The sequence below is a fragment of the Brucella sp. NBRC 14130 genome (genome assembly GCF_040371715.1).
Lineage (GTDB): Bacteria > Pseudomonadota > Alphaproteobacteria > Rhizobiales > Rhizobiaceae > Brucella > Brucella intermedia.
In genome coordinates, this window is record NZ_BAABTE010000007.1 from 32,001 (window position 1) to 45,711 (window position 13,711).

Genomic DNA, 13,711 nt, shown 5'->3' on the forward strand with positions numbered 1-13,711 from the left:
AAATCCGGATGCGATGCTTGTTTTCGAGGCTCAGAGCGTGTCGCCCGCCTTGCCTGTTACCTTGAGCGCGAAGGCATAGGTATAGGCGACTTCCTCCAGTCGCGAGAAGCGACCCGACGCCCCGGCATGGCCCGCATCCATATTGATACGGAACAGGACGGGATGGTTGTCGGTCTTGAGCTCACGCAGTCTGGCGACCCACTTTGCAGGCTCCCAATACGTGACGCGCGGATCGGTAAGGCCTGCCACGGCCAGAATGGCGGGATAGGCCTGACGGCTGACATTGTCGTAGGGCGAATAGCCGGCAATGATCCGGTAATCCGTTTCCGATGTGATCGGATTGCCCCATTCGGGCCATTCCGGCGGGGTCAGCGGAAGGGTGTCGTCCAGCATCGTGTTCAGCACATCAACGAATGGCACTTCAGCAATGATGCCGCCAAATGCGTCGGGGGCCATATTGGCAATCGCGCCCATCAGCATGCCGCCTGCCGAACCGCCATGCGCAACGATGCGGTCATGACTGGTGAAGCCTTCGGCAACGAGGTGCCTTGCGGCAGCGATGAAATCGGTGAACGTGTTCACCTTCTTGTCGCGCTTGCCGTTTTCATACCAGGCAAAACCCTTGTCCTTGCCGCCGCGGATATGCGCGATGGCGTAGACGAAACCGCGATCCACGAGCGAGAGCCGCGACGTGCTGAAGCTTGCCGGAATGGTGATGCCATAGGAGCCGTAGCCATAAAGCAGGCAGGGCGCGGAGCCGTCGAGCTTTGTATCCTTGTGATAGAGCAGGGACACCGGCACCAGTTCACCGTCCGACGCCTTGGCGAACACCCGGCGCGTGACATAGTCATGCGCATTATGACCGGAAGGAACTTCCTGCGTCTTCAAAAGCTTCCGCTCGCGCGTCCGCATATTGTAGTCGAAGAGCTGTTCCGGCGTCGTCATGGATGAATAGGAGAAGCGGATCACATCCGTATCATATTCGGCGCTGCCGTGAAGGCCGAGCGAATAGGCCTCCTCGTCGAAGGCGATGGCATGTTCCTTGCCGGTTTCGCGGTCACGGATCACGATGCGCGGCAGGCCGTTATCGCGTTCCATCCAGACAAGATGATGCTTGTAGGCGGAGTGCGACAGGATCAGCCGCCCCGGCTTTTCCGCCACGACCTCGACCCAGTTTTCCTTCTGCGGCGCTGATGCCGGTGCCTGGCAAATCTTGAAATCCTTGGCGCCATCCGCATTGGTCAGGATGTAGAACACATCGCCACCCGGCGCGATGTCATATTCCGTACCGGTCTTGCGCTCCATGACGAGCTGCGGTTTTGCCGCCGGATCGCTGGCAGGAAGGAACCAGCATTCCGATGTTTCATGGTCATGAATGTCGATGAAGATATAGTCGTCCAGCGCCGAGCCGCCGACACCGAGGAAGAAGCCTGGATCTTTCTCTTCGTAGATCAGGTGGTCCTCAGACTGGTCCGTGCCCACCTTGTGATAGAAAACCTTGGACGGTCGGTGGTTCTCATCGAGGCGCGTATAGAAAAAGCCCTTGCTCTCCGCATCCCACGCACCGCCGCCATTCGTGTCGGTGACGATGTCTTCAAGGTCTTTCATGGACGACAGGTCACGGACTTTCAGCTTGTAGAATTCCGAACCCTTGTCATCGTAACCCCAGATCAAAAGCTGGTGATCCGGCGCATGATCGGCTGATGCAAGGCGGAAATAGGCCTTATCCTTGCCTTCGACGTCACCGTCGAGAAGGATAGTTTCCGCGCCGCCATCGCGTGGCGTGCGAATGAAATAGGGCTGCTCGCCGCCGGTGCGATAGGACACGCCATAGGCGAAAGGCCCATCCTTGGCGGGAACGGAGGAGTCGTCTTCCTTGATGCGCCCGCGCATTTCTGCGAACAGGCTTTTCTGTAGCGCTTCCGTGTCCTTCATCAGCGCTGCCTGATATGCATTCTCTGCTTCCAGATGCGTGCGAATTTCAGGGGACAGAACCGACGGGTCCTTGAATACTTCCTGCCAATTGTCCGCACGCAACCAGGCGTAGTCGTCGGTGCGTGTGATCCCGTGGCGGGTGTCATTGACCGGATGTTTGGCTGCATGCGGTGGTTGAAGTTGGGGGGAGCTTTGAGACATCCACAATTCCGATGAAAACTGTTTCGATTTGCTGCAAGGCCGGTAAGCCGTGCTTTCTAGAGCATTTCCTGTTTTGAGTGAATCATTGGAAATGCTCTATCTGTTTGTTTTTACGCATGTCTTTCTCCCGAAACCGGTTCCCACTTTCGGGAGACATGCTCTAGTGGATTGAATTTGACGTTTGAATCCCGGCTGACATAGATGCTGTTTCAAACGTCAAATTCGAAAAATCCACCAGATACATATACTTCCTAGTGGTCTTTTGGATACCAACATTTGCTCAGCGCTTGAACCGAGGGATGCAAATGTTGGAATCGGACCACTAGCGGGTGATACTGGTGTTTATATAGTTGTCCAAAAAGGCGAAAGCGAGTTGATTCCGTTGAAATATATTTGAGCAATGCCTTTTTGAGGCCCGATTCTGCGGCCAAAAGCTACGTAACGGAAACATGTTAGTCTTGCACGACGTACAAGAAAACTTGAGGGAGAAAACTATTGCTAACGCTGGCCGGGCAAATTAAAGGAAGCACGGCAGTGAACTGCGGCTTCATCCATATCCTTCAATAAATGACAGGGGCGGCGACGCGAACACATCGCGATTCAAAGTTTCCCTATCTTAGTAAGGTTGAGTTCGAGTTTTTCTATTTGCCGATTCAAGAAGAAAGACTTGTTGGTAATGTAATGTGGTTTGACAATTCTATTGCAAATGACATTATCAACTGATATTCGCAATCGCGAACGGATGGGGCAGAGTTTTGGAATACGTAACGACGATGGCAGGCGGGGATCTCCAGTTGTCGATTACGCAACAATAAAAAGTAAGAAGGAAATCTACCTTATGGAAAATCTGGACACGCACGACGAGAGCGCAGAACTGCTTCTAAGCCTTACTGCAGATGTCGTAGCCGCATATGTCGGCAATAATTCGATTCGCGCTGGCGAGTTGCCGCTGCTGATCGCTGAAGTACATGCCGCTTTCAAGCGTCACGTCGAACGCGAAGAAGCGCCTGTCGTCGTTGAGAAGCCGAAGCCTGCCGTCAACCCGAAGAAGTCGGTTCATGACGATTACATCATCTGCCTCGAAGACGGCAAGAAGTTCAAGTCGCTGAAGCGTCACCTGATGACCCATTACAACATGACCCCGGAACAGTACCGCGAAAAGTGGGATCTCGATCCGAATTATCCGATGGTTGCTCCGAATTATGCTGCTGCTCGTTCGCGTCTGGCGAAGAAGATGGGCCTGGGCCGCAAGCCTAAGGACGCTTAATCGCTCCGATATTTCGAGCGAGCTGCGCTTTACCGCATCTGTTCTGAAAACTTTATAGAAATGGCCGTTATCGTTGAGCTTATGCTTTTCGATAGCGGCCATTTTGTTTTGGGTTCAGCATTTTCGGAAGCAAGTGGTCTTTTCAACCGATCCGGTCGAAAGCCTGTTTCAACGCAATGTGCCGGTTCAGGTCATAACTCCAGTGACCACACATGCCTTTCAAACGTTCCCTTTCCATAAGGCGCGTCAGCCGCCGTTTGGTGCGCTCTTTTTCTTCCTGCGGTGCCGTGAGAACCTCATCGAGATCGATACCGGCGATGATCTGCAAGGCAATGCGCTGCATCGCAGCCAGTTGATTCTGTTTTTGCCGGGCAAAAAATAGGGTGCGGGCGTGTTTCAGATCCGCTTCCATGGCAATTATCCTCATTTCCTGATGCGAAAGAGCATGAGCCATGCAGAATTGCGCTGGATAATATTCCTATATTTTGCCGGATTTTTCTGTAAAATAGTTATGGATCGCAATCGACCGAAGCAAGTTAATGCCGAGATGACAAGGCCTTAGCTTATGTTAGAAGTGTCGAAACTAACCAAAGACGGCAAATTATTCCACGAAACTTATCCACACTTGCATTTTCCTCCGTATAAGAAGATATTCCTATTCTGGTGAGGAAAGATGAATGTCTTTGGAACTATCGGATGTCATTCATACGCGGGCGGAGGCTTTCGAAGCATTGAAGGTGCTTGCTGCGCGGCATGGGCGAAGCCTTAGCCTCGAAAGGGTGGAGGGTATCGCCGACCGTTCGCGGGAGCAGCAGAATGTTGTGCTCTGTGATGCCCTTATCGATTTGCTTGTGGCTATGTTCGGTGTTTCTGGTGCTGAATTGCGGTCGCCGCTGCGGTGCAGGCGTGAGGTGGCCCGTGTTCGGCAGATCGGCATGTATGTTGCGCATACGGCTTTCGGGCTGGCCATGCGCGAAGTGGCCGCCGGATTTGCGCGGGACCGGACAACGGTCATGCATGCCTGTCATCTGGTGGAAGACATGCGGGACGATACGGATTTCGATGCAATCGTCTCGACATTTGAACGGATTGCGCAAATTGCCTTCACGGCCTGGAGGATGGCGGCATGACCACCCAATTGTCGGCATCCGAAACGAGAATTATGCGGTTTTTGAAGAATGGCGACTGCGAGGTTCAGGATTCCGTTCGCGCTTCGCATGTTTTGCTTGCGACGGAACAGGGGACCATTGCCGCCTCCCGCGCCGAGCTGGAGGCCATGAAAAAAAGGGGATTGCTGCATTGGGAGGAGGAGCGGCTTGTTCTATCGCAGCCCGCCAACCGGCCTTTGAAAGATGGCGGCAAGTCATTGCCCCGCCCGGCAAAAACCCTGCTGACTATCGACCATGAGCAGGGCGAAAGGGTTGAGATCAATCTGGAGGAATCGCCGCTTGCCGTGCTCTACAGGCGCAAGAATGCGAATGGTTCGTCCTTCATTTCGGAAAGCGAGTTTCTGGCCGGTGAAAGACTGCGTGCTGACTATACACGCGGATCGCTGATGCCATCCGTCACCATGCGCTGGGACACCCGCGTCGGAGGTGGGCGCAGCGGGCCAGGCGGCATGGCAGAGCTGACGGATATCGCGCTGGCCAGCCGCATCCGTGTCGAGCGGGCACTGGAAGCGGTCGGACCGGAACTGAACGGTGTTCTTGTCGATGTCTGCTGCTTTCTGAAAGGGCTCGAAACCGTGGAACGTGAGCGGCAATGGCCGGTTCGCTCGGCCAAGATGCTGCTCAAGGTCGGTCTGGCCGCGCTGCACCGGCACTATAATCCTCACCTCGAAAAGGAGCGGGGAAGAGCGGTTGTCCTGCATTGGGGAACCGACGACTACCGGCCGCAGATGCGACCGCAGACTATATGAGCTGATGAGGCGGCACCCTCATTGACAGCTATCGGAGGCAGGTCTATCGCCTCTTTCTCAAAGGGACTCTGTGCCCGTTGGGGAAGTGGGGAGAAATCACATGAATTCGGTACGGGATCGGCTGGAAAGCATTCTGACGCGACTGGAAACGCGGGCAGCAAGCGAACACGTTTTCAGCAAGGTCTATGCACAACAGGCGCGGGCTGAGGCGAATGCCGCCGATGCGCGCCTTCGCGACGGGCACCCCATCAGCCCGCTTGATGGGCGTATTGTTTCGATCAAGGATCTCTTCGATGTTGCCGGAGAGCCGACACTTGCCGGTTCGGTTATTCGACGCGATGTGGCTCCGGCAACGCAGGATGCCACGATCGTCCGGCGTCTGCGCGATGCGGGTGCGGTCATTGTCGGCAAGACCCATATGACGGAGTTCGCTTTCACGCCGGTCGGTCTCAATCCGCATTACGGCGAGCCGGGCAATGCGATTGATCCGACGCGTGTTCCGGGCGGATCGTCGTCGGGTGCGGCCGTTTCGGCAGCGGAAGGCACCAGCGAAATCGCTATCGGTTCGGATACCGGCGGATCGGTGCGCATTCCGGCAGCGCTGAACGGCATTGTCGGCTTCAAGCCGACTGCGCGGCGCATTCCGCTGGACGGTGCATTTCCGCTGGCGCCGTCGCTCGATTCCGTTGGTCCGCTGACCAGGACAGTGGCCGATGCCATTATAACCGACGCGATTATGGCAGGCGAAGCGCCCGTGTTGCCGGACTCCCTGCCGCTCAAGGGGCTGCGCATTGCACTGCCGAAAGGCTATCTTCTGGCCGATATGGAGCCGGACGTCGCAAGACATTTCGAGGCAACCGTTGCGCTTCTTGAAAAAGCAGGAGCGATCATTGCCGATCTGGAAGTCGATGATCTGATCCAGCGTTTGCGCGAGGCAACCCGCGTCGGCTCCATCGCCGGGATCGAGGCAAGTCATATCCATGCGTCGACCTGGCTTGGCGATCCTGATGCCAATGTCGATATTCGCGTGAAGCGCCCTCTGGCTGTTCGCGTCAAGGTTCCGATGGAAACCTATCGCGGGATCATGGAAACGCGCGCTACGCTTGTTCGTGAAATGGACGAGCGCCTGAGCGGCTTCGATATGTTCGTAACGCCCGCCACGCCGATTGTTGCGCCGACGATTGCTTCGGTCAGCAATGACGAGGCTGAATATGACCGTGTGGAAGGGCTGCTGTTGCGTGATACGCAGGTCGGAAACCAGTTCGACCTGTGCAGCATCACTGTGCCGATGCCGGGCATGACGCTGCCGACCGGCTTCATGCTCAGCGCACGCGGCGGCACGGACAAAAGGCTGCTTGCCGCAGCCTTGTCGGTCGAGAAACTTTTAGGCTGATTCTTTCGCCAGCTCCGCTTCACGACGGATGCGCGCTACCATGGCGCGCAGTCCGTTGGAGCGCTGCGGCGTCAGATGTTCATCGAGGCCGAGCTTTTTCAGGATGGCTTCCGGGTCCACGGCGAGAATGTCCGAAGCCTTTTGGCCCGAATAAAGCGCCAGCACGATGGCCACCAGACCGCGCACGATATGCGCATCGGAATCGCCCAGAAATTCGATAACCGGATCGTTGCCGTCTTGCGGCAGCGTCTTCAGCCAGACCTGGCTGACGCAGCCCTGAACCTTGTGCGCAGCATCGCGCGCATCGTCAGGATAGGGCGGCAGTTCCTTGCCGAGATCGATGACATAGCGATAGCGGTCTTCCCAATCGTCGAGAAATTCGAAATCGGACATGATGCTATCGATGGTCGTGGTCATGATACTCGCCTGAAAGAAGTTTCTTGCCGCTTATATAGTCATGAAACACCGCAAGGTCACGGAAAACTCGAGCGCATCCCGAAAAGTGTGAAACGGTTTTCGGACAAGATGCGCGTTTAAAAAACGCTCTAGCGTTGAATGGAACCAGTCGGGCGACGGTCCAGTGCGCGCAGGGCTTCGTCCCGCGAGGTCGGGATGGGAATGCCGATTGCGGCCTGCACAGGTGCGGTGGCAACCGGTTCCACACTCGCAGGCGGTTGCGGTTTTGTGCCGAAACGGTCGCTCAGATATTCGAGCACGGCGCGGCTTCCTTCCAGAAGGCCGCTTCCGGCGCTGGAAACAAGTGAGGTGCCGTTCTGGCAGAAGGAAGGGTTGTCGATGCACAGCTTGCCCAGTTCCACGGCGGTTTTGCCATTGGCGAGAAGCTGGTCGATAGAATCCGGCTCCCGCTTCGTCTCGGCAATAGCTGGCTTCTCCTGCGGCTTGCTTTGCTCATCCGCAGGGAAGAAGCGCGGCATCACGATGAATGCCAACGACAGCCAGAATACGGATTTGAGGAGAAAACGGATCATTGCCTTCTTGCGGTTGCGTGCTCTCGGTTTGCGTCAATGTCCGATGAATTGGAAAAGATTCCGTAACTGTTCAGTTTATTGGAGCGCATCCCGAAAAGTGTGAAACGGTTTTCGGACAAGATACGTGTCATGGTAAAGCATTTGAACGTCAAAATTGTGCCGTGGCTGTGGTTTCGCCACCTGATCGCTACTCTCTGTTTACCATAGGCAGAAAAGCAGACCCGACGCTTCACTTATCCGCTTTGGACGGTCTCGCTTTATCGTTTCTTTAAAGCCTCGGCTGCAATCTGTTGCTGGCTGGGAGAGCGTCGTTACGGCGAACGGTTTTCCGGTTTAGACCATGCAAGAGTATTGAGTGAGTACGGCACGTTGAACGCCATTCTTTTGAAAACAGCCGAGACCGTCCGCACGAATGTGCAGGCGATCAGCCGTTTTTACGAACGTTTCTGCCGCCGCTGGGTATCCAGTCCCGATGCGGCCTCCATACGTGTCATCGGTTCGGTCATCACCGCGCCGGTCCTGCTTTGTGCGGCCGTGCTCGCCTCTGGCGTAACGCCGGGCTTTACGGAATTTGCGATTCTTGCAGCAAGTTTTGCAGGTGTCGCCATGATCCTTTGCGCGCTGTCGCTGATGAGCGTCGCCGCACCTGTTCTGGCTGGCCTGAACTTCGCTGCCTATGGCGCGGGTCTCGCCGCCATCGGCGCTTTTTCTCATGGCAATGCGGTCTTGTGGCTGATGGTGGCGGGTTTGCCGCTTGAAGTCTGGTTTGCGACCCGCAAGCCTGCTGCCGCAGCAGCGGGCGCCGCATTGGCGGCCATGATTCTCGGCTATTTTGCGACGGCAAGCGGTGGCGCCATTTCCGGCGGCAGCTATGTGTCCGTCGCTGTTCTCATGCTTTATGCTGCAAGCCTAGTTGCGCGCGGTTTTGTGAGCGCCGCCAGGCCCGCGCAGCTCAGGATCAACGCGCCGCAAGTTGCTGTTGCCGCAGGCGACGTGCAGTTCGGTCTTGATTCGGATGGCGTGGTATCCTCGGTCGATACGAATTCGGCAAAGCTTTTGGGCGTACAGCCCAAAATGCTGGAAGGCACGGCGCTCATCGACCGCGTTCATGTGGCCGACCGTGTGCAATATCTTTCGCTCCTGGCCGATCTTCGCGCCGGTTCCGCTTCCAGCAAGATTGATGTGCGTCTGCGTTCCATCGAAAACGGCGATACGATCTTCCGCACTTATCGTCTCGAAGGTGCCGCAAGCGCTCACGCCATCACGTTGATTGGCCGCTCGCTTGAAGGCGAACAGAAGCTTCTGGATGAAATTGCAACGCTGAAAGCCGAGCTGGAATCGGAGCGCATCGGCAAAGGCCGTCTGCTTGCAGCCGTCAGCCACGAGCTGCGCACGCCGCTCAATTCGATCATCGGCTTTTCCGATATGCTGTCGCACGAAATGGGCGGCAAGCTGGCCAATGAGAAGCAGCGCGAATATGCGGGCCTCATTCATCAGTCGGGTCATTATCTGCTGGAACTCGTAAATGCCGTTCTGGACAATTCGCGGCTGGAAACCGGTCATTACAGCATCGACCCGCAGAACTTCGCTTTCCGTGATGCGGCTGAAATGTGCACCGCCGTCATGCTGCCGCAGGCTGAAAAGAAAGGCGTTGCCTTCTGCCATCGCGTTGGCACAGGCATTGGTGAACTGGTAGCGGATCGTCGCGCCGTCCAGCAAATTCTGCTCAATCTTGCCGGTAATGCGGTGAAGTTCACGCAAAGCGGCGGCTGCGTCACCATTGATGCAACCCGCATTATGGCCGAAGGCCGCCCGATGCTGGAAATCATCGTGTCGGATACGGGCATCGGCATCGAGCCGGAAGATATGCAGCGCATCGGCACGCCATTCGTGCGCGCCGACAATAACTATACGCGCACGCAGGAGGGGAGTGGCCTCGGACTTTCAGTGGTCAAGGGGCTGGTGGAACTGCATCAGGGGAGCATGCAACTCAAGAGCTGCCCTGGCGAAGGCACGATCGTCACGATCCGCCTTCCGGTGGCAGGCCCGCAGTTTGTCATGGGGGACGATGAATATCAGGAACTTGGCACGGTGATCGACATGCACCGTCACCAGGGGGAAAGGCGTAATGACTGGCAGAACGACGAAGACAACAGCCAAATCCGGGAGCAGAAAGATGCGCAAACCCGCAAAACGGCGTAGTCTCGGCTCGCGACTCCTCCACTTCTTCTTCACATCGGCTTCCGCGCTGGCGATTGCCGCCGGAGATTTCATCGTGCGTAACCCCGTCCTGACCGGCGGGGCAACTGCGTTTCTGGTTGTGTTGAGTTTCGTCTCGGCCAATGCGCTCTGGTATCAGCCGGAGGCGCACAACGCCGTGTTCTTCCGCACCAGACCGGATTTCGTGTTCAAGCCGACGCCACGCGCAGTCCTGCCGGGCACGGCATCAGCAAGTGATAGCGCCCCGAAACCGACCGCGACGGCCTCAGCCCAACCTGCAAGCTCCGCAAACACTGAGACTGCCCAGCCGCTGGAAGCAGTCAGCATGTCGGCGGACCGGCTGAACATGAGCGCATCGGTTGACGACATGCTGCCGGCACTTGCGCCCAATGCCGATCTGGAAATCGCACGTTTGCAGCAGCGACTTTCGACACTTGGAATTTACAAGGGACCGGTGGATGGTTTCACCGGGCCGCAGACGCGCGAAGCAGTGGAACGCTGGCGCGCCTTGCAGCAGAAGCTCGGCGTGCAGGAAGCAAACATACCCGCGCAGTTGCAGGCCGATGCCCAAAACAGTACCCCGGCTCAGGACGATGTGGCGAAAGCCATCGAGGTAGCAGTTCCGACGCCGCGTCCGCAGCCCGCAGTCTTGAAGACGGAGACGGATTCCAAGCCAAAACCCGCTCTCGTATCTTATGAAAAACCGGCACCGAAAAAGCAGATGGCAGCAACGCCCGCCGTGCAATCGGGGAAAATCAGTTCGCAGGATATTATCCGCGTGCAGGCCGGGTTGAAGGCATTCGGCAACGACACCGTGCCGGTGAACGGACAATCCGGCAAGACGACACAGGAAGCGGTGCGCGAATTTCAAAAGCTGTTCAGCATGCCGGTAACCGGCGAAATCGATGCAACGCTGATCGCCAAGATGCGCGAGATTGGCCTCATAAGCTGATGGGTTCCCGATGCGCCTGACATCCGATTTCTGGGTTTCGGCATTGATCCGCAAGGTGCAGGGCGAGGGCGGCTTTGCCTATCTCGCCCGTCGCGGTTCACCGGAGGCGGGCGCAATTTTCATCAAGGTAAGCTCACGCTTCGGTACATGCGACCTGTATTCGCCTGCGCCACAAGCCTCCTATGAAGAGGATAATGACGGAGAACGCATGTTTCTGCGCATTCTTCAAGACGCTGATGACATGGCGGCAGGCGACTGTATGGCGCGAGAAACCCGCTTCGATCCCGACCTGTGGCTGGTCGAGCTGGAAGATGTTGCCGATGCATCGGCACTGTTCTCGATTTCGCAGGACGGAGAAGCGATATAAACTGGCGAGGATAGAACGGTTCCAGTAAAAACGGAATCAGTAGAGCCGCTCTATCCTTTTGTTTTACGCATTATCCTACGCAAAATCGCTTCGCACTTTTGCTGGAAATGCTCTATTTCACTGATCGCTGAAGCGACGGGTGATCAGAATTGGCAGCATCCACGAGCGGCGCGTCGTCTTCGGATTCAGCCATTTCACGCAGTTTTCCGCGCAGCATGGCAGACATGTCGTCCGCCTTCCAGCGCCGCACGAGAGCCATCGCTTTTTCGCGGTCGATGGAGCGATAAATATGCACAAACTCGCGCAGGCTATCGCGGTTGGTGTCGATAGGACCCAGAATGGCCGTCATGACGAGATAGCATTCGGCAGGTGACAATCCGAGCGCCTTGAGTGCAATCGGCAGATGCGAATCCGGCCATTGCCCGATGATCGCGTCGGACCGTTCAAACGACAGGTCGAGCGCATCGGCCAGCGCATTGCGGAAAAACTGGCTGTCAATCAGAAGCGCGGTGTCGATGAGATGCTGCGAGCCGGTGGTCGCGCCAGCCTCGAAGAAAGGCTGTTGAAGCGCGCGCGCCAGTCGTTCGGAGCTGTCTTCTTTCATCAGCGGCGCTCTGGCTGCAGAAAGATCGGGTACATCCGGCCTTTCGAGCGGTTCGGCCTCGATGTTGGCGAGATTTTCCTGAAGCGTCAGCGTACGGTCGATGACCGGGTCGGCGAAACTGCGCAGCACGCCTTGCAGAAGGATGTCACCGGACTGGCGCCGTGCAATGGCGCGCGCATGGGCAAGACCGTTCTTGCCGATGATTTCGATGAGGTCGGAAGGGCGTAGAAGGGGAGAGCGCAGCAAAATAGGCGCGGAGATTTCGACGGGTTCGTTGGCCAGCGCCAGAATGAGACGACGCGGCGCGTCCTCCAATTGTGCCAGCGCATTGGCCGCATGGCGCTTGCCGCGGGTGGAAGCGCATTGGAGAAGTGGCATGGCAAGATCTTCAAGCTGCTGCATATCCTGCCGTCCGGGGCGCGTGATACCCGCAAACGCGGAAATCGCGGCCGCCAGCAGGTCGTCCGCCTTGCTGCTCCCCGCTTTTGAATTCGACGGGCTCCGGTGGCCTGAAATATCCTCCAGGGCGCGGAACTGTTCATTTGTCACGCAGAATACTCCGGTAGGCACACAACTCACCCGCCCCAAATTGCAGATCACGCATCCAGCAGCAGCCGGTTGATGCGCAAATGCACCCCGCATGGGTCGGTATTCCGGATAGTAGCGTTGAAGCCTTAGCAACTCATTAACCGTGCCATAAAGAAACAGCATTTGGTTCAGGCAGCTAGAGCCCTTCAAACGGCGCGCATCCCGCCTCCGCAAAGAAGCGCTGCACTTCCATGTTCCAAGTTGCGTCAGGCACGAAAACGCGCAGCACGGCGGCACCTTCGCCGATATTCGGCTCGATCAGGATCGAACGTGCATTGGCCTGCGAACCATCCGAGCGCAGACTTGCCATGCCGATGGGATCGGCAAGGATCAGATCGAGCTTGCGTTCGTTGGAAACGCTGTCGTTGAGGCTGTAGAGATTGTCCCCGTTGGGCGCATAGATTGAGAGCGACCAATAGGGCACATTCGCCCCGGTCGTAATGTGCACAGGCCCGTCGGCAAGATCGAAGCGGCAGGTGGCTTGCTGCACCAGCGGGTCACTGTCGCTGACCGGACCGGTCTTTTCGTCCAGCCTGTGGAAACGATATGGCTCGCTTCCAGCTTCGATGCGCGACCACGCATTTTTGTCTGAATAAAAGGGGACGAGGAAGAGAACCGCGATATGAACAATCGCAGCGCCCACGATGCCGAGGAGAACGAGGCGCAAAGTTCTAGCCACTGCACGCCCCCTTGATTGCACCCGCAATACGGGCGAGGCCTGGCATCACCAGATCAGAGAGACCGGAAGATGATGCCGCAGGCGTGTCGTAAAGCGTCATGACAAGAACGAAATCGCCGCTGCCTTCGACGGGCAGCCAATTGCCCGGCGCTGCATCGGGGCCAATGGTGATCGTGACGCTACCGTCATCGTCATACAGGACTTCGCGGGAATGCAGCGCTTCCTGCAATCCTTCACGCGGCCTGATCGGTTCCAGATCAGGCGTAGCGGGATAGACGGTCCAGAAGCGGGCAGGCGGTGTCATGCCGCTCAGGCGATAAGTGCAGCCGCGCCGGAGGGCGCGCCCGCTATTGTCGCTGCGCGCATAGAACGGAAGACCTTCCGCCGTTCCAAGCGCCAGATAGGCCTTGCGGGCAGCGCGGGCCTTGGAATAGGGGTCGGCATCGGGCGTGCCAGCCGCCGGATAGGCGCTCCAGACCCCGACCTTGAGCTCACCGAAACCTTCAAACCGGTCAAGAACCCTGTCGACGCTCCAGATGCCGCCGCCAAGCGCCAGCACAAGCACAATCGCCGTGTTGAATATCCTCTTGAACATCGC

General features: G+C 57.0%; 14 protein-coding genes. 7 read left to right on the forward strand and 7 right to left on the reverse strand.

Annotated elements, in window-relative coordinates; genetic code table 11:
* Positions 1-30: 30 nt before the first annotated feature.
* Entirely contained in the window at positions 31-2,136 is a 2,106-nt protein-coding gene (locus ABWW28_RS16000) for a S9 family peptidase (protein WP_353391393.1), read from the reverse strand.
* An 838-nt stretch (positions 2,137-2,974) separates the two neighbouring features.
* Here ABWW28_RS16000 and ABWW28_RS16005 point away from each other — a divergent pair.
* Entirely contained in the window at positions 2,975-3,403 is a 429-nt protein-coding gene (locus ABWW28_RS16005) for a Ros/MucR family transcriptional regulator (RefSeq protein ID WP_010661576.1), read from the forward strand.
* 142 nt (positions 3,404-3,545) lie between these two features.
* Here the strand turns inward: ABWW28_RS16005 and ABWW28_RS16010 are convergent, their stop codons facing one another.
* Positions 3,546-3,815 (reverse strand): cytoplasmic protein, encoded by a 270-nt coding sequence (locus ABWW28_RS16010; RefSeq protein WP_278514130.1) that lies wholly within the window; start codon positions 3,813-3,815, stop codon positions 3,546-3,548.
* Positions 3,816-4,086: 271 nt separating this feature from the next.
* Between ABWW28_RS16010 and ABWW28_RS16015 the strand changes: the two genes are divergently transcribed.
* The 3 genes from ABWW28_RS16015 to ABWW28_RS16025 all read left to right on the forward strand — a co-directional run bounded on the left by ABWW28_RS16015 (position 4,087) and on the right by ABWW28_RS16025 (position 6,714).
* Positions 4,087-4,533 carry a helix-turn-helix domain-containing protein gene (locus ABWW28_RS16015; protein ID WP_353391584.1) on the forward strand — a complete coding sequence of 149 codons (447 nt, stop codon included), beginning with the start codon at positions 4,087-4,089 and terminating at the stop codon, positions 4,531-4,533.
* Entirely contained in the window at positions 4,530-5,321 is a 792-nt protein-coding gene (locus ABWW28_RS16020) for a DUF6456 domain-containing protein (RefSeq protein WP_353391397.1), read from the forward strand. Before ABWW28_RS16015 ends, ABWW28_RS16020 begins: the two co-directional genes overlap by 4 nt.
* A gap of 100 nt (positions 5,322-5,421) precedes the next feature.
* A complete protein-coding gene (locus tag ABWW28_RS16025; protein WP_353391399.1) occupies positions 5,422-6,714 on the forward strand; it encodes an amidase in 1,293 nt (430 codons plus the stop codon).
* Here ABWW28_RS16025 and ABWW28_RS16030 read toward each other — a convergent pair.
* Both ABWW28_RS16030 and ABWW28_RS16035 read right to left on the reverse strand, forming a co-directional pair.
* Positions 6,706-7,131 (reverse strand): SufE family protein, encoded by a 426-nt coding sequence (locus tag ABWW28_RS16030; RefSeq protein ID WP_061347215.1) that lies wholly within the window; start codon positions 7,129-7,131, stop codon positions 6,706-6,708. The two genes, ABWW28_RS16025 and ABWW28_RS16030, sit on opposite strands and share 9 nt — an antisense overlap.
* Positions 7,132-7,259: 128 nt before the next feature.
* Positions 7,260-7,703, reverse strand: coding sequence for a hypothetical protein (locus ABWW28_RS16035; RefSeq protein ID WP_353391401.1), 444 nt, complete (start codon positions 7,701-7,703; stop codon positions 7,260-7,262).
* Positions 7,704-8,072: 369 nt separating this feature from the next.
* Between ABWW28_RS16035 and ABWW28_RS16040 the strand changes: the two genes are divergently transcribed.
* Genes ABWW28_RS16040 through ABWW28_RS16050 form a run of 3 tightly spaced genes read left to right on the forward strand, consistent with a single transcriptional unit; the run spans position 8,073 to position 11,242 of the window.
* Positions 8,073-9,905 carry an ATP-binding protein gene (locus ABWW28_RS16040; protein WP_353391585.1) on the forward strand — a complete coding sequence of 611 codons (1,833 nt, stop codon included), beginning with the start codon at positions 8,073-8,075 and terminating at the stop codon, positions 9,903-9,905.
* A complete protein-coding gene (locus ABWW28_RS16045) occupies positions 9,880-10,875 on the forward strand; it encodes a peptidoglycan-binding domain-containing protein (protein WP_353391403.1) in 996 nt (331 codons plus the stop codon). The genes ABWW28_RS16040 and ABWW28_RS16045 overlap by 26 nt, the downstream gene beginning before the upstream one ends.
* A gap of 10 nt (positions 10,876-10,885) precedes the next feature.
* Positions 10,886-11,242, forward strand: coding sequence for a DUF1491 family protein (locus ABWW28_RS16050; protein WP_353391405.1), 357 nt, complete (start codon positions 10,886-10,888; stop codon positions 11,240-11,242).
* Positions 11,243-11,354: 112 nt separating this feature from the next.
* Here the strand turns inward: ABWW28_RS16050 and ABWW28_RS16055 are convergent, their stop codons facing one another.
* From ABWW28_RS16055 to ABWW28_RS16065, 3 genes are all read right to left on the reverse strand, one after another.
* Positions 11,355-12,395 carry a DUF2336 domain-containing protein gene (locus ABWW28_RS16055; RefSeq protein WP_353391407.1) on the reverse strand — a complete coding sequence of 347 codons (1,041 nt, stop codon included), beginning with the start codon at positions 12,393-12,395 and terminating at the stop codon, positions 11,355-11,357.
* A 175-nt stretch (positions 12,396-12,570) separates the two neighbouring features.
* A complete protein-coding gene (locus tag ABWW28_RS16060) occupies positions 12,571-13,113 on the reverse strand; it encodes a DUF1254 domain-containing protein (RefSeq protein ID WP_256886180.1) in 543 nt (180 codons plus the stop codon).
* Positions 13,106-13,708, reverse strand: coding sequence for a DUF1214 domain-containing protein (locus ABWW28_RS16065; protein WP_256886181.1), 603 nt, complete (start codon positions 13,706-13,708; stop codon positions 13,106-13,108). Before ABWW28_RS16065 ends, ABWW28_RS16060 begins: the two co-directional genes overlap by 8 nt.
* Between the last annotated feature and the right edge of the window lie 3 nt (positions 13,709-13,711).